Here is a 19712-nt window from a genome sequence, read left to right as displayed (position 1 = left end):
CCGCGCCGGCCGCCGGACCGGTGCGGGGTTCCCGGCCGGCGAAGCGCGGCGGCCGGGGGAGGCCCGCGCGCCCGGCACCCGCGGCGGCGCCTCCCGGTCCCCCGGAGCCACCGGGACGTACCCGCGCCCGCGGCCCCCGGCCGGGTTCTCGCTCTCGGCGTAGCCGCCCCCCGCGGGAACTTCCCGGTTCGTCCGCACGCTTGCATACAGTGGCAGGACCGGCAGAAACGGCGGTTTCGACGACCGCCTCCGCGATCGAAGGGACGTACATGCCCATGGGTCACACGGCCACAGCCCAGGCAGGCTCCGGCGGCCTGACAGCGACCGAACACCGCCTGGCCAACGGCCTGCGCGTGGTGCTCTCCGAGGACCACCTGACCCCGGTCGCCGCGGTGTGCCTCTGGTACGACGTGGGTTCGCGCCACGAAGTCAAGGGACGCACCGGTCTGGCTCACCTTTTCGAGCACCTGATGTTCCAGGGCTCCGCCCAGGTGAAGGGCAACGGTCACTTCGAGCTGGTCCAGGGCGCCGGCGGCTCCCTCAACGGCACCACCAGCTTCGAGCGCACCAACTACTTCGAGACCATGCCCGCCCACCAGCTGGAGCTCGCGCTCTGGCTGGAGGCCGACCGCATGGGCTCCCTGCTGACCGCCCTGGACGAGGAGTCCATGGAGAACCAGCGGGACGTCGTCAAGAACGAGCGCCGCCAGCGCTACGACAACGTCCCCTACGGCACGGCCTTCGAGAAGCTGACCGCCCTCGCCTACCCGGAGGGCCACCCGTACCACCACACGCCCATCGGCTCGATGGCGGACCTGGACGCGGCCACCCTGGAGGACGCGCGCCAGTTCTTCCGCACCTACTACGCGCCGAACAACGCCGTACTCTCCGTGGTCGGCGACATCGACCCGGAGCAGACGCTCGCGTGGATCGAGAAGTACTTCGGCTCCATCCCCTCCCACGACGGCAAGCCCGTCCCGCGCGACGGCTCACTGCCCGACGTCATCGGCGAGCAGCTGCGCGAGGTCGTGGAGGAGGAGGTCCCCGCCCGCGCGCTGATGGCCGCCTACCGGCTGCCGGAGGACGGCACGCGCGCGTGCGACGCCGTCGACGTGGCGCTCACCGTCCTCGGCGGCGGCGAGTCCTCGCGCCTGTACAACCGTCTCGTACGCCGTGACCGCACGGCCGTGGCCGCCGGTTTCGGCCTGCTGCGGCTGGCCGGGGCGCCGTCCCTGGGCTGGCTGGACGTGAAGACGTCCGGCGACGTCGAGGTGCCCGTCATCGAGGCCGCCATCGACGAGGAGCTCGCCCGGTTCGCCGAGCAGGGCCCCACGGCCGAGGAGATGGAGCGCGCGCAGGCCCAGCTGGAGCGCGAGTGGCTCGACCGGCTCGGCACGGTCGCGGGCCGCGCCGACGAACTGTGCCGGTACGCCGTCCTGTTCGGCGACCCGCAGCTCGCCCTCACCGCCGTCCGGCGCGTCCTGGAGGTGACGCCGCAGGAGGTGCAGGAGGTCGCCAAGAGCCGGCTGCGCCCCGACAACCGCGCGGTGCTCGTCTACGAGCCCGTCGCCGGCGAGGCCGACGAGACCGGGGAAGCCGCCGCAGCCGGCACCGACGAGAACGAGGAGGCGGCGAAGTGACCGAGCTCGCCACGATGGACTTCCACCCGCAGCCGCAGGCCGGCGAGGCCAGGCCCTGGGCCTTCCCGGCCCCCGAGCGCGGCTCGCTCGACAACGGCCTGACCGTGCTGCGCTGCCACCGCCCCGGCCAGCAGGTCGTCGCGGTCGAGGTGCTGCTCGACGCCCCCCTGGAGGCGGAGCCGGCCGGCCTCGACGGCGTCGCCACGATCATGGCGCGGGCCTTCTCCGAGGGCACCGACAAGCACTCCGCCGAGGAGTTCGCCGCCGAACTGGAGCGCTGCGGCGCCACGCTGGACGCGCACGCCGACCACCCCGGTGTCCGCCTCAGCCTGGAGGTCCCGGCCTCCCGCCTGCCCAAGGCACTCGGGCTGCTCGCCGACGCCCTGAGGGCCCCCGCGTTCGCCGACAGCGAGGTCGAGCGGCTGGTCCGCAACCGCCTCGACGAGATCCCGCACGAGCTGGCCAACCCCTCCCGCCGCGCGGCCAAGGAACTCTCCAAGGAGCTGTTCCCGGCGAGTTCGCGCATGTCGCGTCCGCGCCAGGGCACCGAGGAGACGGTCGCCGGCATCGACTCCGCGGCCGTCCGCGCCTTCCACGAGAAGCACGTACGCCCCGCCACGGCCACCGCCGTGGTCGTCGGTGACCTCACCGGCGTCGACCTGGACCAGCTGCTCGGCGACACGCTGGGCGCCTGGACGGGCTCCTCCGCCGAGCCGCGGCCGGTCCCCCCGGTGGTCGCCGACGACACCGGCCGCGTCGTGATCGTGGACCGCCCCGGCGCGGTCCAGACGCAGCTGCTGATCGGCCGTGTCGGCCCGGACCGGCACGACCGGGTGTGGCCCGCGCAGGTGCTCGGCACCTACTGCCTCGGCGGCACCCTCACCTCCCGCCTGGACCGCGTCCTGCGCGAGGAGAAGGGCTACACCTACGGCGTGCGGTCCTTCGGGCAGGTCCTCAGGTCCGCGCCGGACGGCACGGGCGCGGCGATGCTGGCCATCAGCGGCTCCGTCGACACCCCGAACACCGGCCCGGCCCTGGACGACCTGTGGAAGGTGCTGCGCACCCTCGCCGCCGAAGGACTCACCGACGCCGAACGCGACGTCGCCGTGCAGAACCTCGTGGGTGTGGCGCCGCTGAAGTACGAGACCGCCGCGGCCGTCGCGGGCACCCTGGCCGACCAGGTCGAGCAGCACCTGCCGGACCACTACCAGGCCGACCTCTACCGGCAGTTGGCCGCGACCGGCACGGTGGAGGCCACCGCGGCCGTCGTGAACGCCTTCCCGGTGGACCGCCTGGTGACGGTCCTCGTCGGTGACGCGTCGCAGATCAAGGCGCCGGTGGAGGCCCTCGGGATCGGCGAAGTCACCGTGGTGAGCGCCGAGTAGCGAGCACCGCGCGGCGCACACGCGCGGGGCCCTGGTGACGTGCACGTCACCAGGGCCCTCTTTTGCCCGAATTGGGGCGGAGGTTGCCTGTCTGCCCTGTGGGATGCGCTACAAAAGCCGGAATTCGTTTGGGGATTGCGGGGCGCCCCGCTTAGCTTCATCCGGGCTGTTCGTCGGGCAGTGCGCCGCACCCGCGGCACCGGACAGCCATCGCCGAGTCCCCGTACGGCGCGAGCCAGGGGAGCCGGGGACCCACCTGAGTCCCTGGGGTGAATCGGACGCCCGCGCGTGTCGCGAGGGGGTCCGTAGGAGACCTTCCTGCTCCGAACCCGTCAGCTAACCCGGTAGGCGAGAGGGAAGGAAAGGAACAGCCTGTACATGGCGTTCACCCGCGCCCCGGGCAAGCACCGTCGTCCCAGCAGGATGCAGCGCGGCACCGCCCGCGCGGCGGGCGTCGCGGCGCTCGCCGGCAGCGGCGTCGTCGGCTCGCTCGCCGTTCCCGCGCTCGCCGCCGAACCGGCCGCCGCGCAGACCGGCCTCACCCCCGTCGTCACCCTCGGCGACGCCGTCGCCGACCGCATCGACGCCCAGGCCGCGGCCCAGCACGAGGCCGCGCGCGAGGCGGCCGAGGCCGCCGCCCGCAAGGCCGCCGAGCAGGCCGCACGCGAGCGGGCGGCCGAGGAGGCGGAGCAGGCCCGCGCGGAGCAGGAGCGCGCCGCGCGCGAGGCCGAGCGCAAGCGTCTGAACACCTTCGTCTCCCCGATCCCCGGCTCGTACGTGTCGACCGGCTACAAGAGCGGCGGCGCGGTCTGGTCCTCCGGCAGCCACACCGGTGTCGACTTCCACGCCGCCGGCGGCACCCCCGTCCAGTCGGTCGGCATCGGCACCGTCGTCGAAGCCGGCTGGGGCGGCGCGTACGGCAACCAGGTCGTCATCAAGATGAACGACGGCACGTACACCCAGTACGGCCACCTGTCGTCGATCGCCGTCTCGGTGGGCCAGCAGGTGGCCGCCGGCCAGCAGATCGGCCTGTCCGGCGCGACGGGCAACGTCACGGGCGCGCACCTGCACTTCGAGGCCCGCTCCGGCGCCGACTACGGCTCCGACCTCGACCCCGTCGCCTACCTCCGCGCGCACGGCGTGAACCTCTGAGACCCCGGCGCCCCGCGCCTCCCGCGTTTCCCCGATGCCCCGGCTCCCGCCGGGGCATTCGGCGTTTCCGGGGCGGCGCTCGGGCAAAAAAATACTCACGGATTCCGGATCGCCGTCGGAAATTCCCGCTGATTGCAATAGAGTCACGGAACGGGCGTCAAGTGACGGCGTTTCACGGGGATTAAGCCGGAGGTCGGTCATGCGCATTCCCGCGCACTCGGTGTGCACGGCGATCCGGGACGACATCGTCGCGGGTGTCCACGAGCGCGGCGGCCGGCTCACCGAGGAAGTCCTCGCCCGCCGGTACGGCGTCTCCCGTGTCCCCGTCCGGGAGGCACTGCGCACCCTGGAGGCGGAGGGCTTCGTCGTCACCCGCCGGCACGCGGGCGCCTGCGTCGCGGAGCCCACCGAGCAGGAGGCCGCCGACCTGCTGGAGATGCGGGCGCTCCTCGAACCGCTCGGTGCCTCCCGGGCCGCCCAGCGTCGCACCGAGGCCCATCTGAAGGTGCTGCGCGGCCTCGTCCGGCTGGGTCAGGAACGCGCCCGCCAGGGCAACAGCGACGATCTGCGGTCCCTGAGCGGCTGGTTCCACGAGACGCTCGCCCAGGCGTCCGGCAGCCCGGCGCTGACGTCGACGCTGACCCAGCTGCGGTACAAGATCGCGTGGATGTACGCCACCGAGGGGCCCGCGGACCCGGTCGAGTACTGGGCGGAGCACGGCGCGATCGTGGACGCGGTGGCGCGGGGCGACGGCGAGCGCGCGAGGTCCGTCACCGCGCTGCACACCGAGCGCGCGAGCGCCGGGCACCGCCTGAGGTTCGGCTCCGGCGCCGGGCGCGTGGAGCGTGTGAGGAACGCGCAACATCCCGTAAACATGCCGAGTCTGCGCCCTTAACACGAGTGCCGTATACAAAGAGGGAGTTATTCGCGGGGGCTATTCCTGCTGCCCTGGAAAGGGGAATGCAGGAAATGCGAAAGGCCCGCCCGGAGGTCCGGACGGGCCTTTCCGTGCGCTGTGGAAACCCTTCGGAAAAGCGGTCTCCGCAGCCATGAGGGCGTCAGACGGTCTCGGGGAGCTCCTCGAGACCCTCGGAGACCAGCCTCGCCAGACGGTCCAGGGCGGCGTCCGCCCCTTCGGCGTCGGAAGCGAGGACGATCTCCTCGCCGCCCTGGGCGCCCAGGCCCAGGACGGCCAGCATGGAGGCCGCGTTGACGGGGTCACCCCCGGCCTTGGCGATCGTCACCGGGACGCCTGCGGCCGTGGCGGCTCGGACGAAGATGGAGGCGGGGCGGGCGTGGAGACCCTCGGCCCAGCCGACGTTGACGCGGCGCTCAGCCATGTGTTGCTGCCCTTCGGTGTTCAGGGTTGTCTAGACCAGTTTCCCACATCGTGAAGCGTGCCGGGAGCGGCATCCCCGCCCGATCCCGGTGACGGCCGGCCCGCGGCCTCGGCCCGGCTGTCGCCCACCACAGACTGCCTCGCGCCCCTGTCGCACGCGAGCCGTACTCTGGGGCCCATGCAGATCTCGTCGGACCGGCACGAGTATCCCGCCCACTGGGAAGCCGACGTGGTGCTGCGCGACGGCGGCACCGCGCGCATCCGCCCCATCACCGTCGATGACGCCGAGCGCCTGGTCAGCTTCTACGAGCAGGTGTCGGACGAGTCGAAGTACTACCGCTTCTTCGCGCCCTACCCGCGCCTGTCCGCCAAGGACGTCCACCGCTTCACGCACCACGACTTCGTGGACCGGGTGGGACTCGCGGCCACCGTCGGCGGCGAGTTCATCGCCACCGTACGCTACGACCGGATCGGCGCCGACGGGACGCCCGCGTCCGCGCCGGCCGACGAGGCCGAGGTCGCCTTCCTCGTGCAGGACGCCCACCAGGGCCGGGGCGTGGCCTCCGCCCTGCTCGAACACATCGGGGCCGTCGCGCGGGAGCGCGGCATCCGCCGGTTCGCCGCCGAGGTGCTGCCCGCCAACACCAAGATGATCAAGGTGTTCACCGACGCCGGGTACACGCAGAAGCGCAGCTTCGAGGACGGCGTCGTGCGCCTGGAGTTCGGCCTCGAACCCACCGACCGGTCCATGGCCGTGCAGTACGCGCGGGAGCAGCGGGCCGAGGCGCGCTCGGTGCAGCGCCTGCTGGCCCCCGGCTCGGTGGCCGTCGTCGGCGCCGGACGCGCCCCCGGGGGTGTGGGCCGCAGCATCCTCGACAACATCAGGGACGCGGGCTTCACCGGACGGCTGTATGCCGTGAACCAGGCGTTCGGGGAGGACCGCGCGGAGCTCGACGGGGTGCCCGCGTACCGCTCCGTCCGCGCCGTCGACGGGCCCGTCGACCTCGCGGTCGTCGCCGTGCCCGCCGAGCACGTGCCCGAGGTGGTCACCGAGTGCGGTGAACACGGTGTGCAGGGGCTCGTGGTCGTCTCCGCCGGCTACGCCGAGTCCGGCCCCGAGGGCCGCGAACGCCAGCGCGCCCTCGTACGGCAGGCACGCTCGTACGGGATGCGGATCATCGGCCCGAACTCGTTCGGCGTCATCAACACCTCACCGGACGTGCGGCTGAACGCCTCGCTGGCCCCCGAGTCGCCCCGCGCGGGCCGCATCGGGCTGTTCGCCCAGTCCGGCGCGATCGGCGTCGCCCTGCTCTCCCGCCTGCACCGGCGCGGCGGCGGCGTCACCGGGGTCACGGGCGTCTCCAGCTTCGTCTCGTCGGGCAACCGGGCCGACGTCTCCGGCAACGACGTCCTGCAGTACTGGTACGAGGATCCCGACACCGACGTCGCCCTCATGTACCTCGAGTCCATCGGCAACCCCCGCAAGTTCACCCGCCTGGCACGCCGGACCGCTGCGGCGAAGCCGCTGGTCGTGGTCCAGGGCGCACGCCACGGCGCCGGGCCCCGGGGGCATGCCGTACGGGCGACCCGCCTGCCCCACGAGACGGTGTCCGCGCTGCTGCGGCAGGCCGGGGTGATCCGGGTGGACACCATCACCGAACTGGTCGACGCCGGGCTGCTGCTGGCCCGCCAGCCCCTGCCGGCCGGACCCAGGGTGGCGATCCTCGGCAACTCCGAGTCGCTGGGACTGCTGACCTACGAGGCGTGCCTCGCCGAGGGCCTGCGCCCGCACCCGCCGCTGGACCTCACCACGGCGGCGTCGGCGGCGCAGTTCCACGCGGCGCTCTCGCACGCGCTGGCCGACGACACGAGCGACGCGGTCGTGGTGACCGCGATTCCCGCGGTGGGGGAGGGCTCGGTGGGCGACGCGGCCCTGGCGGACGCCCTGCGCTCGGCCGCCGCCGCTGCCCCGGCCAAGCCGGTCCTCGTGGTCCACGTCGAACTCGGCGGTCTCGCGGAGGCCCTGTCGGCCGCGGCCGGCACGGCGCCCCAGCCGGCGCCGTATCCCGCGGAGGGCACGGACGCACCGACGGGGACGGGGCGGCGAACCCCCGCGCGGACGGCACCGGCCGCCGGAACGCGGGACGGACGTCACGCGGTGACCCCGGCGGGCAGCGGCACGGCAGGCGGCGTGGGCACCCGGGCGGCAGGACCCGCGGCCTCCGGGGCGGCGGCGGACGCGGCGCGGTGGACGGAGACCGGCGCCGTGCCCCCGGCGGCAGCACCACCGGCGACATCGGCCGGCGCGGCACCCCGGCCCTCCGGCGGCACGCCACCCGCGCCGCCCACCGGCCACGGCGCCCCCGCCGGCGGGCCCACCCCCGCCGAACCCCCCGAGGACGCTCACCTCATCCCCGCCTACCCCGCCTCCGAGCGCGCCGTCCGGGCCCTCGCGCACGCCGTCGCCTACGCCCAGTGGCGGCGTGACGCCGCCGAACCCGGCAAGGTGCCCGAGCACGAGAACATCGACGAGCGGGGCGCCGCCGCGCTCATCGAGAGGCTGCTCGCGCACGGCGAGGACCTCACCCTCGGCAGCGAGGACACCTGCGACCTGCTCGGCGCGTACGGCATCGACGTGTACCGCGCGCTGCCCGCCCCCACCCCCGGGGCCGCTGCCGAGGCCGCCCGCGTCCTCGGCTACCCGGTGGTCCTCAAGGCCACCGCCCCCCACCTCAGGCACCGCGCCGACCTCGGCGGCGTCCGCCTCGACCTCGCGGACGAGGATCAGCTGCGCCGGGCGTACGCCGAGCTGACGGACCTGTTCGGCAGCCCGCAGGAACTGCGCCCGGTGGTGCAGCGCATGGCACCCCGCGGTGTCGACACCCTCGTGCGCGCGGTGATCGACCCCGCCGCGGGAGCCGTGCTGTCCTTCGGGCTCGCCGGGGCCCCCTCGCAGCTGCTCGGGGACATGGCGCACCGCCTGATCCCGGTCACCGACCGGGACGCCACCTCGCTGGTGCGGTCGATCCGGACCGCCCCCCTCCTGTTCGGCTGGCGGGGATCGGCGCCGGTGGACACCCCGGCGCTGGAGGAGCTGATGCTCAGGGTGTCGCGGCTGGTCCACGACCATCCGGAGGTGGTCGCCGTCACCCTGGAACCGGTCGTCGTCGCCCCGCACGGCGTCAGCGTCCTCGACGCCTCCGTACGGCTCTCCCCGCCGCCCGCCCGCGACGACCTCGGCCCGCGCACCCTCCCGGCGTACTGAGGGCACCCGGGCGGCGGAGTGGGGCGAGCGGTGCCTCGTGGTCAGTGGCCACCCTTAGGATGGGCGTCATGGCCAAGACCAGTACGACGACCCAGGGCCTGCGGGCGGCGATCGAGCGCAGCGGCTACTACCCGGCCCTCGTGGCCGAGGCGGTGGAGGCCGCCGTGGGCGGCGAGCCCATCCGGTCGTACCTGGTCCACCAGGAGACGACGTTCGACCAGAACGAGGTGCGGCGGCACGTGACCGTGCTCGTCCTCACCGGCAACCGCTTCATCGTCAGCCACACCGACGAGCAGGCCGAGGACAGCACCTCCCCGACGCCGTACGCCACCACGTCGACGGAGTCGGTCAAGCTCGGCCGGATCTCGTCGATCGTGGTCAGCCGTGTGGTCGCCAACCCGGAGTCGTACAAGCCGGGCACGCTTCCGCGCGAGATCGTGCTCACCATCGGCTGGGGCGCCGTCTCCCGCATCGACCTCGAGCCGGCCGCCTGCGGCGACCCCAACTGCGAGGCCGACCACGGCTACACGGGCAGCTCGACCGCCGACGACCTGAGCCTGCGCGTCAGCGAGGCCGGCGACGGGCCGGAGACGGTGCGCCAGGCGCTCGTCTTCGCGCAGGCCCTCTCCGAGGCGACCGCGGACACCCGCTGATGGCCCACCCGCCTCCCCCCGCCGCCCATGACCGAGGGCGCTCCGCGCCCGCACCTCTCGATTCCGCGGTCTGGGACCCCCATCCGGAACCCCTTCCCCTCGACTCCGCCCCCGTGCCCGAGTACGGCTCCGGCTCGCTCGCCGACCTGCTGCCCACGCTCGCCGCGGGCCTCGGCGTCCCCGGTATGACCGCCGGCATCGGGGAGCTGACCCCCGCCGACCGGAACTGCGTCTTCCTGATCGACGGTCTCGGCTGGGAGCAGCTGCGCGCCCACCCGGAGGACGCCCCCTTCCTGACGTCGCTGCTCGGCAGCTCGCGCGGCGGCACCGGCCGCCCGATCACCGCGGGCTACCCGGCGACCACCGCGACCTCCCTCGCCTCCGTCGGCACCGGACTGCCCCCCGGCGCCCACGGCCTGCCCGGTTACACGGTGCGCGACCCGGACACCGGCGAGCTGATGAACCAGCTGCGCTGGCAGCCGTGGACCGCGCCCGGTGCCTGGCAGCCGTACCCGACCGTCTTCGAGCTGGCCCACCGCGCGGGCGTGCACGCCGCCCAGGTGTCCTCCCCGACCTTCGCGAACACCCCGCTCACCAAGGTCGCGCTCAGCGGCGGCTCCTTCCACGGACGGCTCTCCGGCGAGGACCGCATGGACCTCTCCGCCGCGCAGCTGGCCGGCGCGGACCGCGCCCTGGTCTACACCTACTACGCCGAGGTGGACGGCGCCGGTCACCGCTTCGGCGTCGACTCCGACACCTGGCGCGGCCAGCTCGCCCACGTCGACCGGCTCGTCCAGCGCCTCGCCGAGCAGCTCCCGCCGCGCAGCGCCCTCTACGTCACCGCCGACCACGGCATGATCGACGTCCCCTTCGACGAGCGGCACCGCATCGACTTCGACGAGGACTGGGAGCTGAAGGCGGGCGTCGCCCTCCTCGGCGGCGAGGGCCGCGCCCGGCACGTGTACGCGGTCCCCGGCGCGGCGAACGACGTGCTGACCTGCTGGCGCGAGGTGCTCGGCGAGCAGTTCTGGGTGGCCTCGCGCGACGAGGCGATCGACTGCGGCTGGTTCGGGCCGGCCGTCGACGAGCGGGTGTACCACCGCATCGGCGACGTGGTCGCCGCCGCGCGGGACGACGTGCTGCTGATCGCCTCCGAGCGGGAGCCCAGGGAGTCGGCGATGGTCGGCAACCACGGCTCGATGACCCCTGCCGAGCAGCTCGTCCCCCTCCTCGAAGTACGCTCCTGAGGTTCCGCCCGTGACCGCCCCGCCGAAAGGTTTCCGACCCTCCATGCCCGAGCTGGTGTTCTTCTCCGGAACGATGGACTGCGGGAAGTCGACGCTGGCTCTCCAGATCGAGCACAACCGTTCGGCGCGCGGCCTGGCCGGCATGATCTTCACCCGCGACGACCGGGCGGGCGAGGGCAAGCTCTCCTCCCGGCTCGGGCTGGTCACGGACGCGGTGGAGGTCGTGGACGGGCACGACCTGTACGCCCACGTCGTCGACCACCTCTCGCAGGGCGGACGCGTCGACTACGTGATCGCGGACGAGGCGCAGTTCCTCGCACCGGACCAGATAGACCAGCTCGCCCGCGTGGTGGACGACCTGAACATCGACGTGTACGCCTTCGGCATCACCACCGACTTCCGCTCCAAGCTCTTCCCCGGTTCCCAGCGCCTGGTCGAACTCGCCGACCGGGTCGAGGTGCTCCAGGTCGAGGCCCTGTGCTGGTGCGGCGCCCGCGCCACGCACAACGCACGGACCGTGGGGGGCGTCATGGTGGTGGAGGGGGCCCAGGTGGTCATCGGCGACGTCGCCCAGTCCCCCGACGAGATCGGCTACGAGGTGCTGTGCCGGCGCCACCACCGCCGCCACATGACGGCCGCGACGGCCCGCGCGGCGGCCCTGTCCCCGGACGTGCTGCCGGTGTCGGCCACCTGAGGGCCGCGCTCAGCCGATACGGGCTCCCGCGCCGCCCACCCGCACCCGCCCGTCCCCGGCGCGCAGCGTCACCGTGAGCTCACCGGGGCGGCCCAGGTCCTCGCCCTGGTGCAGGGTGAGGACGGCGTCCTCCGGCACCAGGCCGAGGTCCCGGGCGTACGCGCCGAACGCGGCGGCCGCCGCACCCGTCGCCGGGTCCTCGACCACCCCGCCGACGGGGAACGGGTCACGCACGTGGAACACGGTGGCCGACTCCCTCCACACCAGCTGGACCGTGGTCAGGTCCAGACCGTGCATGAGAGCCTCCAGACGCGCGAAGTCGTACGCCAGGTCGGCGAGGCGGGCGCGGGTCGCCGCCGCGAGCACCAGGTGGCGGGCGCCCGCGAACGCGATCCGGGGCGGGAAGGCCGGATCCAGATCGGCGGCCGGCCAGCCGAGCGCGGCGAGCGCCTCCGTGAGGTCGGCGCCGGCGATCTCCTCGACGTGCGGCTCGACGCTGGTGAGCGTGGCCCGCAGCGTCCCGCCCTCCTCGGCCACCTCCACCGGCACGGTGCCGGCGCGCGTCGCGAACACCAGCTCCCCGGGGCCGATGCGTTCCGCCAGCGCGACGGCGGTCGCGACGGTGGCGTGCCCGCAGAACGGCACCTCGGCCTTGGGGCTGAAGTAACGAATGGTGTACGCACGCCCCTCCCGCCCACCGAGTCCCTCCGGGGGCGCGGTCAGGAACGCGGACTCCGAGTACCCGAGTCCGGCGGCGACGGCCAGCATGTCGCCGTCGTCCATACCGGTGGCGTCCAGTACGACACCGGCGGGGTTACCGCCGTCGGGCGAGCTGGAGAAGGCGGTGTAGCGCAGTACCTCGGGCCGCGGCGCTTCAGTCGTCATGCTTCCGCAACATCCCCCCGCCGCACGGCTATTCCCCCGACATGTGTGCCGACCTCCAGCCGGACTTGAGCACCCTCGTCACCCAACCACCTCCACCACCGCGAACCGCGCCCCCTCCGGGTCCGCCACCACGGCGACGCGGCCGTGGTCGCCGTCGCGGGGCGGTTCGAGGACCCGGCCGCCCAGGCGCCGGACCCGGTCGACCGCGTCGTCGGTGTCGGTCACGGCGAAGTACGTCGTCCAGTGCGGGCCCCGGTCGCGGGGCAGGGCGTTGCCCAGGCCGTGCACCGCGGCGACGGGGCGGCCGTCCAGGTGGAGGGTGACGTGGTCGCGGTCGGCGGAGACCGTGCGCTCCTCGTCGTGGCCGAACACCGTCTCGTAGAACTTGGCCACGTGAGTGGTCTCGTAGGTGGTCAGCTCGTTCCAGGCGGGGGTGCCGGGCGCACCGGTGAGCGCGTGGCCGGTGTGCCCGGCCGGCTGCCAGATGCCGAAGACGGCGCCGCCCGGGTCGGAGCCGATGGCCAGGCGCCCCGCGCGGCCGGCGTCCAGCGGGCCCACTCCGACGGTGCCGCCGCACGAGCGGACCGTGTGGGCCGTCGCGTCGACGTCGTCCGACGCGAAGTAGGGCGTCCAGGCGACGGGCAGGCGGCGGTCCGCGGGGAACACTCCGATGCCGGCCACCGCGTGCCCGTTCAGTAAGGCGCGTACGTAGGGGCCCGGTTGCTCGGGGCCGGGGCGGAACTCCCAGCCGAACAGCGCCCCGTAGAACTCCTCGGTCGCCTCGAAGCCGTGGACCATGAGGCTCACCCAGCAGGGTGTACCGGGTGTGAGCCGGCCGGGTGCCTCACCGTTCGGGCGGGCGTTCCCCCGTGCGTCGGTCATTGTCGCTGCCTTCCCGGCCGCCCGTGGCGCCGGCCGTGGTCTTCTCGCCCTGCGGGGGCGTGTCCCGTCCGCTCGGCGGATCGTTCCCGTGCCGGTGCCGACACGGTATGTGCCCGGTACCGTACGCCTCGTGACCGGTCCAGTCCGGCCGAGCAGAGTAGCCGGACCTGGACGACAGGGCCACCCCGTGCGCGAGGATGGGTGACCATGAACGCCATCATCTCCGCATCCGAACTCGCGAGTGAACTGACGGGCGGGAATCCGCCGGTGCTGCTCGATGTCCGCTGGCAGCTCAGCACGGCCCGGGCGGCCGGTGAGCCGCCGTTCGACGGACGGGCCGCGTACCTGGCCGGACACCTTCCCGGTGCCGTCTTCGTCGACCTGGACGAGGAGTTGGCATCCGCGCCGGGCGGCCGCGGCCGCCATCCGCTGCCGAACCTCGCGGTGTTCGGCGCCGCGATGCGGCGGGCGGGTGTGTCGGCCGGGACACCGGTCGTCGTGTACGACGGGGGCATGGGCTGGGGTGCCGCCCGTGCGTGGTGGCTGCTGCGCTGGACGGGTCACCCGGACGTGCGGGTCCTCGACGGCGGGTTGCCGTCCTGGGAGGGGCCGTTGGAGACGTCGGTGCCGCGGCCGGCCGAGGGGGACTTCGCGCCGGTGCCGGGGGAGACCGGGCTGCTGGACGCCGACGGCGCGGCGGCGCTGGCGCGTTCGGGCGTGCTGCTGGACGCCCGCGCGGGGGAGCGGTACCGCGGTGAGGTGGAGCCGATCGACCGGGTCGGGGGGCACATCCCGGGCGCGGTCTCGGCGCCCACCACGGAGAACACCGGCGCCGACGGCCGGTTCCTGACGGCCGGGGAACTGGAGGCACGGTTCAAGGGCCTGGGCGTGTCGGGGAGTTCCCCGGTGGGCGTGTACTGCGGCTCGGGTGTCTCCGGCGCGCACGAGGTGCTGGCGCTGGCGGTCGCGGGCATCCCCGCGGACCTCTACGTGGGTTCCTGGTCGGAGTGGTCCTCGGACCCGGAGCGGCCGGTCGCGGTGGGCCCGGACCCGCAGTAGCCGGAAGGGCGGCGCCCCGACCGCGTCCGCGGCACGGGGCGGCCCCTCCGGCCACGGTCCCGACGTGGGCGCGCCGACGGGCCGACCCCGGTGCGTCCACGCGCCGCGTCGCTTCCGTCTGCCCGGGACGTACCCCAGGCACGGTCCGGCTGCGAACCGCCGGGCCGGCCGGCGCGGGCAGGACGCGTTCGGGTCGGCGCATGACGCACACACCGCTCGAGCCCGTTTCGCAGGGGACGGCCGCACGCCCGTGGCACACGCCCAAGGGGCGCCCGCCGGTCGGCGAGCGCCCCTCAGCGCTGCGGTTGCTCCGTCAACCGTCCGCCCGTGCGGACGGCACGAAAGGCCTACTCCTGCTTCTTCCGCCGGGTCCCGAAGACGATCTCGTCCCAGCTCGGCACCGCCGCGCGGCGGCCCGGGCGGACGCCGTCCGCCTCGGCCTGACGGTCGGTCGAGCCGATCAGCCGGTCCCGGTGACTGGTGACGGAACGCGGCATCAGCACGTCCGCGTAGGCGGCACCGGCGGAGGCCGCCGGAGCCGGCGGCTCCTCCGCCTCGGGCTCGGACTCCGGCTCCTCGGGTACGGCCTCCGGCGTGCGCTCCGGCACCACCAGGTCGCCCCGGAAGCTCGGCACCGCCTCCAGCAGGCTGGTCAGCGAGTCCCGATCACCGGACGCCGTGACCGCCGTGGACTCCTCGGCGGGCTCGGACGCCTGCGCGGGCAGGCTCGGCCGCTCGCGGTCGCCGGGGCGGTCCAGGGGACGGTCGCGCGGCAGCCGGGCGATGCGCGGGACGAACGGGAAGCTGGGCTCGGGCGCGGCGAGGTCGTCCGACTCGCCGATCAGCGAGCGCGCCTCGTCGTCGACCGCCTGGACGAGCCGCCGCGGCGGGTCGTACGTCCAGCTCGCCGAGTGCGGTTCCCCCGCGACCACGTAGACCAGCAGCACTTCCCAGGTGCCGTCGTCGCGGCGCCAGGAGTCCCACTGGACGGTGTCCTTCTCCGCGCCGCGCAGCAGCAGCCGCTCCTGCACGGCCTCGCCGAGCGGCGGACCGGAGTTCTCACCGGGGCGGCGGACCGGGGTCTTGCGGGCCCGCTCGGCCATGAACGCGCGCTCGGCGAGGACGGGGCCCTCGAAGCGGCGGACCCGGTCCACGGGGATGCCGGCCATCTGCGCGACCTCTTCCGCGGTCGCACCGGCTCTTATACGTGCCTGAATGTCGCGGGGGCGGAGATGGCTCTCCACCTCGATCTCGATCTGGCCGAGACGCGGACGGTCGCCGCGCACGGCGGCCCGGAGCCGCTCGTCGATCGGAAGCGTGTACTCCGTGCTGTCCGCAGCCTTCAGCACCAGCCGTGTGCCGTCATTGGAGACGGCCACGACACGCAGTTCGGGCATGGGGACCTCCCGGGTGGTGCCTGCCGACGTCACGTGCGTCGCTGCTTCCGCTAGTCGAGTGTGGCCTGCCCGGGTGCAGCCTGCCACAACCTTGCCGAGTTGCCCGGCGTGTCGGGCGCGGGCCCTGGATCGCCGTTATGGCACGGTTACCTATTCGCAACGCTAAGTGACCAAACGCGTCACCCTGTGCAACAAGCCCCCCTCCCGGCGGTCCTCAAAGGTCCCAGGCACCCTGACGGGAGACCGGACCCAGGGCTCGCAACAGTACTCCATATGGGCCACGTGCGTGGATTGGCGCGCCGCCCAACGCATCCTCTATGTCCCCAGGATCCTCCGCAAGTAGTCATTGCGGAACCGGCGTTCCGGATCCAGCCGGTCCCGGAGAGCCGTGAATTCGGCGAAGCGCGGATACACCCGGGAGAAGTACTCGGCGTCCCGCGTGTGGATCTTCCCCCAGTGCGGCCGGCCCTCATGGGCGGTGAAGAGGCGCTCGGCGGCGGTGAAATACCTCTGATAGGGGGTGCCCTTGAACATGTGGACGGCGATGTACGCGCTGTCCCGGCCGGAGGCCGTGGACAGCGTGATGTCGTCGGACGGCGCGGTGCGCACCTCGACCGGGAAGCTGACCCGCAGCCGCGAGCGGTCGATCATGGCCTTCAATTCGCGCAGTGTCTCCACCAGGGCCTCACGCGGGACGGCGTATTCCATCTCCACGAAGCGCACTCGGCGCGGCGAGGTGAACACCTTGTAGGGAATGTCGGTGTAGGTCCGCGCGGACAGTGCCTTGCTGGAGATCTGCGCGATGGCCGGAATGCTCGCGGGCACCGCCCGGCCGACCCAGTTGGCCACCTGGAAGACCCCGTTGGAGAGGAACTCGTCCTCGATCCAGCCCTTGAGCTGCGGCACCGGCCGCTCCGGGCCCGCGCTGCGGTTGTTCCGCTTGGTGTTGGTGCTGCCGGTGTGCGGAAACCAGTAGAACTCGAAGTGTTCGTTCTCGGCGTGCAGTTGGTCGAACTCGGCGCAGACCCGGTCGAAGGGCATCGGCTCCTCGCGGGCCGTCAGCAGGAACACCGGCTCCACGGCGAAGGTGACCGCGGTGACGACGCCGAGCGCGCCGAGGCCGATCCGCGCGGCCGCGAAGACGTCCGGGTTCTCCTTCTCGGAGCAGGTGAGCACCGAACCGTCGGCCGTGACCAGTTCCAGGCCCCGGATCTGCGCGGCGATGGAGGCGGAGTCGCGGCCCGTGCCGTGCGTGCCGGTGCTGGTGGCCCCGGAAACCGTCTGCTCCATGATGTCGCCCATGTTGGTCAGCGACAGGCCCTCGCGCGCGAGGGCCACGTTGAGCCTCCGGAGCGGGGTTCCGGCCTCGACCGTGACCGTGCCGGCCTCCCGGTCGATGTCACGGATGCCCGTCAGCAGGTCGGGCCGGATCAGCACCCCGTCGGTGGCGGCTATGGACGTGAAGGAGTGCCCGCTGCCGACCGCCTTCACCGGCAGCCCGTCCTCGGCGGCCCGGCGCACCACGGCGGCCAGCTCCTCGACCGAGGCCGGCGACGCCTCCCGCGCGGGGCGGGCGGAGACGGTGCCTCCCCAGTTACGCCATGTGCCGTTCCTCGCGCTCGCTGTGCTGCCCAACGGAGCCTCCCCGACCCGGAGCCGGCCGCTTGAGCCGGCGGTAACCGAGGAAACCGACCGCGACCGCGACGGCCCCGGCCACTGCCGGAACCCCGTACCCGGCACGCGCCCCGGCAGCGTCGATCACCCAGCCGGCCGCGGCGGAGCCCGCCGCGACCCCGACCGCGAGCCCGGTGCTCACCCAGGTCATGCCCTCGGTGAGCTGCGCGCGTGGTACGTGCTCTTCGATGAGGGACATCGTCGTGATCATCGTCGGAGCGATGGACAGTCCCGCTACGAACAGCGCCACGGCCAGAAACGGCAAGTTTCCGACCAGTAGGAGTGGGATCATACTCACGGCCATGGCGCAGACGCCGAGCAGCCACCGGCGTTCCGGCGCCCCCGCGAAGTGCAGCAGCCCGAAGACCAGCCCCGCCACGCACGAGCCCAGCGCGTACACGGCGAGGACCACGCTGGCCGCGGTCTTGTTCCCCTGCTCCTCGGCGAAGGCCACGGTGACCACGTCCACCGCGCCGAAGATCGTCCCCGTCGCCACGAACGTCACGACCAGGACCTGGAGCCCTCCGGACCGCAGCGCCGTGCCGCCGCCCCGGTTTTCGCGCGGATGCGGCTCAGGCTCCGTGGCGCGCTGCGAGGTCAGCCAGAAGACGCCGACCGCCAGGAAGCAGGCCGCGAGCAGCGGACCGGCCTCCGGGAACCAGGCCGTGGACAGCCCGATGGAGACGATCGGCCCGAAGATGAAGCAGATCTCGTCGACCACGGACTCGAACGAGTACGCGGTGTGCAGCTTCGGGGTGCCCCGGTACACGGCGGCCCAGCGGGACCGGATCATCGCGCCGACGCTCGGCACGCAGCCGATGCCGACACACGCGACGAACAGCACCCATTCCGGCCACGCGAAGTGCGCGGCGCACAGCAGCAGCGCCGCCGCGGTCAGCGAGACCAGGGTCGCCGGGCGCAGCACCCGCCGCTGCCCGTACTGGTCCACCAGACGCGAGACCTGCGGGCCCGCCACCGCCGCCGAGAGCGCGATCGTGGCCGACAGGGCGCCCGCCAGCCCGTACCGCCCGGTGAGCTGGGAGATCATCGTCACCACGCCGATGCCCATCATGGACAGCGGCATCCGGCCGAGGAACCCCGCGGCGGAGAAGGCCTTGCTGCCGGGGGCGGCGAACAGGGCGCGATAGGGGCTGGGCACGAAGGCTCCGGAAGGCTCAGTAAGGTGCGACCACGGTCGGTACAGATTACTGCCGGGGTCACTCCGATGCACCACCGAATTCCGCTGCGCGCACGCCGCCACCCCCCGCCCCGTCCCGGCGGCCGGCACCAGGTGGCAGGATCGAGGCATGCCTGACGTGCTCGATGCCAGCCCCTACGACGCCCTGCTCCTGCTCTCCTTCGGCGGGCCCGAAGGCCCGGACGACGTGGTCCCGTTCCTGGAGAACGTGACCCGCGGGCGCGGTATCCCGAAGGAACGCCTCAAGGAAGTCGGGCAGCACTACTTCCTCTTCGGCGGGGTCAGCCCCATCAACGACCAGAACCGCGCCCTGCTGGACGCGCTGCGGAAGGACTTCGCCGGCCACTGCCTGGACCTGCCCGTCTACTGGGGCAACCGCAACTGGGCGCCCTACCTCACCGACACCCTGCGGGAGATGGTCCGGGACGGCCGCCGCCGCATCCTGGTCCTCGCCACCAGCGCCTACGCCTCGTACTCCGGCTGCCGCCAGTACCGCGAAAACCTCGCCGACTCCCTCGCCGCCCTGGAGGCGGAGGGCCTCCAGCTGCCGCAGGTCGACAAGCTGCGGCACTACTTCAACCACCCCGGCTTCGTCGAACCCATGGTCGACGGGGTGCTCCGCTCGCTCGCCGACCTCCCCGAGGACGTCCGGGACGGCGCGCACATCGCCTTCTGCACCCACTCCATCCCCGATACCGCCGCCGACACCTCCGGCCCCGTCGAGGAGCACGGGGACGGCGGGGCCTACGTCGCCCAGCACCTGGACGTGGCCCGGCTGATCGCCGACGCCGTCCGGGAGCGCACCGGCGTCGACCACCCCTGGCAGCTCGTCTACCAGTCCCGCTCGGGCGCCCCGCACATCCCCTGGCTGGAGCCCGACATCTGCGACCACCTCGAGGAGCGGCACGCGGCCGGGGCGCCGGCCGTGGTGATGGCCCCCATCGGCTTCGTCTCCGACCACATGGAGGTCCTCTACGACCTCGACACCGAGGCCACCGCCAAGGCGCAGGAGCTGGGCCTGCCGGTGCGCCGCTCGGCGACCGTCGGCGCCGACCCGCGCTTCGCCGCCGCGATCCGCGAGCTGGTGGTGGAGCGCGCGCGGACCGAGCGCGGGCAGGACGTCACCCCGTGCGCCCTGGGAGCCCTGGGCGCGAGCCACAACCTCTGCCCCGTCGGCTGCTGCCCGGCCCGCGCCCCGCGCCCCGCCGCGGCGGGCGCCGACAGCCCCTACGCGTGAGGAGT

General features: G+C 73.6%; 16 protein-coding genes and 1 riboswitch. Of the genes, 10 read left to right on the top strand and 6 right to left on the bottom strand.

Annotated features, from left to right (window positions below):
• The first annotated feature begins 269 nt into the window (after positions 1 to 269).
• From IE118_RS13380 to IE118_RS13365, 4 genes are all read left to right on the top strand, one after another.
• Positions 270 to 1640 (top strand): M16 family metallopeptidase, encoded by a 1371-nt coding sequence (locus IE118_RS13380; RefSeq protein ID WP_189558031.1) that lies wholly within the window; start codon positions 270 to 272, stop codon positions 1638 to 1640.
• Positions 1637 to 3025 (top strand): M16 family metallopeptidase, encoded by a 1389-nt coding sequence (locus tag IE118_RS13375; protein WP_189558030.1) that lies wholly within the window; start codon positions 1637 to 1639, stop codon positions 3023 to 3025. The genes IE118_RS13380 and IE118_RS13375 overlap by 4 nt, the downstream gene beginning before the upstream one ends.
• A gap of 201 nt (positions 3026 to 3226) precedes the next feature.
• Positions 3227 to 3391, top strand: a riboswitch (cyclic di-AMP (ydaO/yuaA leader).
• Between the two features lie 12 nt (positions 3392 to 3403).
• Positions 3404 to 4177, top strand: a complete 774-nt coding sequence (locus IE118_RS13370) for a M23 family metallopeptidase (RefSeq protein ID WP_189558029.1) — start codon at positions 3404 to 3406, stop codon at positions 4175 to 4177.
• 199 nt (positions 4178 to 4376) lie between these two features.
• A complete protein-coding gene (locus IE118_RS13365; RefSeq protein WP_189558028.1) occupies positions 4377 to 5072 on the top strand; it encodes a GntR family transcriptional regulator in 696 nt (231 codons plus the stop codon).
• A 163-nt stretch (positions 5073 to 5235) separates the two neighbouring features.
• Here the strand turns inward: IE118_RS13365 and IE118_RS13360 are convergent, their stop codons facing one another.
• Positions 5236 to 5517, bottom strand: coding sequence for an HPr family phosphocarrier protein (locus IE118_RS13360; RefSeq protein WP_189558027.1), 282 nt, complete (start codon positions 5515 to 5517; stop codon positions 5236 to 5238).
• A gap of 177 nt (positions 5518 to 5694) precedes the next feature.
• Between IE118_RS13360 and IE118_RS13355 the strand changes: the two genes are divergently transcribed.
• The 4 genes from IE118_RS13355 (at position 5695) to IE118_RS13340 (ending at position 11375) form a co-directional block, all read left to right on the top strand.
• Positions 5695 to 8781, top strand: coding sequence for a bifunctional acetate--CoA ligase family protein/GNAT family N-acetyltransferase (locus IE118_RS13355; RefSeq protein WP_189558026.1), 3087 nt, complete (start codon positions 5695 to 5697; stop codon positions 8779 to 8781).
• A gap of 68 nt (positions 8782 to 8849) precedes the next feature.
• A complete protein-coding gene (locus IE118_RS13350; protein ID WP_189558025.1) occupies positions 8850 to 9434 on the top strand; it encodes a DUF5998 family protein in 585 nt (194 codons plus the stop codon).
• Positions 9434 to 10681, top strand: a complete 1248-nt coding sequence (locus IE118_RS13345) for an alkaline phosphatase family protein (RefSeq protein WP_189558024.1) — start codon at positions 9434 to 9436, stop codon at positions 10679 to 10681. The genes IE118_RS13350 and IE118_RS13345 overlap by 1 nt, the downstream gene beginning before the upstream one ends.
• Positions 10682 to 10724: 43 nt before the next feature.
• Positions 10725 to 11375, top strand: coding sequence for a thymidine kinase (locus IE118_RS13340; protein ID WP_189558023.1), 651 nt, complete (start codon positions 10725 to 10727; stop codon positions 11373 to 11375).
• Between the two features lie 9 nt (positions 11376 to 11384).
• Here the strand turns inward: IE118_RS13340 and IE118_RS13335 are convergent, their stop codons facing one another.
• A complete protein-coding gene (locus IE118_RS13335) occupies positions 11385 to 12260 on the bottom strand; it encodes a PhzF family phenazine biosynthesis protein (protein ID WP_189558022.1) in 876 nt (291 codons plus the stop codon).
• Between the two features lie 78 nt (positions 12261 to 12338).
• A complete protein-coding gene (locus IE118_RS13330; RefSeq protein WP_189558021.1) occupies positions 12339 to 13142 on the bottom strand; it encodes a VOC family protein in 804 nt (267 codons plus the stop codon).
• A gap of 207 nt (positions 13143 to 13349) precedes the next feature.
• Here IE118_RS13330 and IE118_RS13325 point away from each other — a divergent pair, with 207 nt between their 5' ends.
• Positions 13350 to 14201 carry a sulfurtransferase gene (locus tag IE118_RS13325; protein WP_189558020.1) on the top strand — a complete coding sequence of 284 codons (852 nt, stop codon included), beginning with the start codon at positions 13350 to 13352 and terminating at the stop codon, positions 14199 to 14201.
• 347 nt (positions 14202 to 14548) lie between these two features.
• On the opposite strand, the gene sepH is transcribed toward IE118_RS13325, so the two are convergent.
• From sepH to IE118_RS13310, 3 genes are all read right to left on the bottom strand, one after another.
• The gene (gene sepH, locus IE118_RS13320) at positions 14549 to 15598 is read right to left on the bottom strand and encodes a septation protein SepH (protein ID WP_189558019.1); all 1050 of its coding nucleotides are present in this window, start codon (positions 15596 to 15598) and stop codon (positions 14549 to 14551) included.
• Positions 15599 to 15913: 315 nt separating this feature from the next.
• Positions 15914 to 17233, bottom strand: coding sequence for a D-arabinono-1,4-lactone oxidase (locus IE118_RS13315; RefSeq protein ID WP_189558018.1), 1320 nt, complete (start codon positions 17231 to 17233; stop codon positions 15914 to 15916).
• A complete protein-coding gene (locus tag IE118_RS13310) occupies positions 17193 to 18431 on the bottom strand; it encodes an MFS transporter (protein WP_189558017.1) in 1239 nt (412 codons plus the stop codon). Before IE118_RS13310 ends, IE118_RS13315 begins: the two co-directional genes overlap by 41 nt.
• Before the next feature lie 148 nt (positions 18432 to 18579).
• On the opposite strand from IE118_RS13310, the gene IE118_RS13305 reads away from it, so the two are divergent.
• On the top strand, positions 18580 to 19707 hold the full coding sequence (locus IE118_RS13305; RefSeq protein ID WP_189558016.1) for a ferrochelatase: 1128 nt from the start codon (positions 18580 to 18582) through the stop codon (positions 19705 to 19707).
• Positions 19708 to 19712: the final 5 nt, after the last annotated feature.

The organism is Streptomyces pilosus, assembly GCF_014649835.1.
Taxonomy (GTDB): Bacteria; Actinomycetota; Actinomycetes; order Streptomycetales; family Streptomycetaceae; genus Streptomyces; species Streptomyces pilosus.
The sequence above is the reverse complement of the archived record's forward strand: the minus strand, read 5'-3'. Positions and strand labels throughout refer to the sequence as shown.

Excerpts from the sequence above, each read along its gene's own strand:
- IE118_RS13340 (WP_189558023.1), top strand. The coding sequence starts at position 10,725 with ATGCCCGAGCTGGTGTTCTTCTCCGGAACGATGGACTGCGGGAAGTCG.
- IE118_RS13365 (WP_189558028.1), top strand. The coding sequence starts at position 4,377 with ATGCGCATTCCCGCGCACTCGGTGTGCACGGCGATCCGGGACGACATC.
- IE118_RS13335 (WP_189558022.1), bottom strand. The coding sequence starts at position 12,260 with ATGACGACTGAAGCGCCGCGGCCCGAGGTACTGCGCTACACCGCCTTC.
- IE118_RS13370 (WP_189558029.1), top strand. The coding sequence starts at position 3,404 with ATGGCGTTCACCCGCGCCCCGGGCAAGCACCGTCGTCCCAGCAGGATG.
- IE118_RS13360 (WP_189558027.1), bottom strand. The coding sequence starts at position 5,517 with ATGGCTGAGCGCCGCGTCAACGTCGGCTGGGCCGAGGGTCTCCACGCC.
- IE118_RS13345 (WP_189558024.1), top strand. The coding sequence starts at position 9,434 with ATGGCCCACCCGCCTCCCCCCGCCGCCCATGACCGAGGGCGCTCCGCG.
- IE118_RS13325 (WP_189558020.1), top strand. The coding sequence starts at position 13,350 with ATGAACGCCATCATCTCCGCATCCGAACTCGCGAGTGAACTGACGGGC.
- IE118_RS13355 (WP_189558026.1), top strand. The coding sequence starts at position 5,695 with ATGCAGATCTCGTCGGACCGGCACGAGTATCCCGCCCACTGGGAAGCC.
- sepH (WP_189558019.1), bottom strand. The coding sequence starts at position 15,598 with ATGCCCGAACTGCGTGTCGTGGCCGTCTCCAATGACGGCACACGGCTG.
- IE118_RS13380 (WP_189558031.1), top strand. The coding sequence starts at position 270 with ATGCCCATGGGTCACACGGCCACAGCCCAGGCAGGCTCCGGCGGCCTG.
- IE118_RS13330 (WP_189558021.1), bottom strand. The coding sequence starts at position 13,142 with ATGACCGACGCACGGGGGAACGCCCGCCCGAACGGTGAGGCACCCGGC.
- IE118_RS13350 (WP_189558025.1), top strand. The coding sequence starts at position 8,850 with ATGGCCAAGACCAGTACGACGACCCAGGGCCTGCGGGCGGCGATCGAG.
- IE118_RS13305 (WP_189558016.1), top strand. The coding sequence starts at position 18,580 with ATGCCTGACGTGCTCGATGCCAGCCCCTACGACGCCCTGCTCCTGCTC.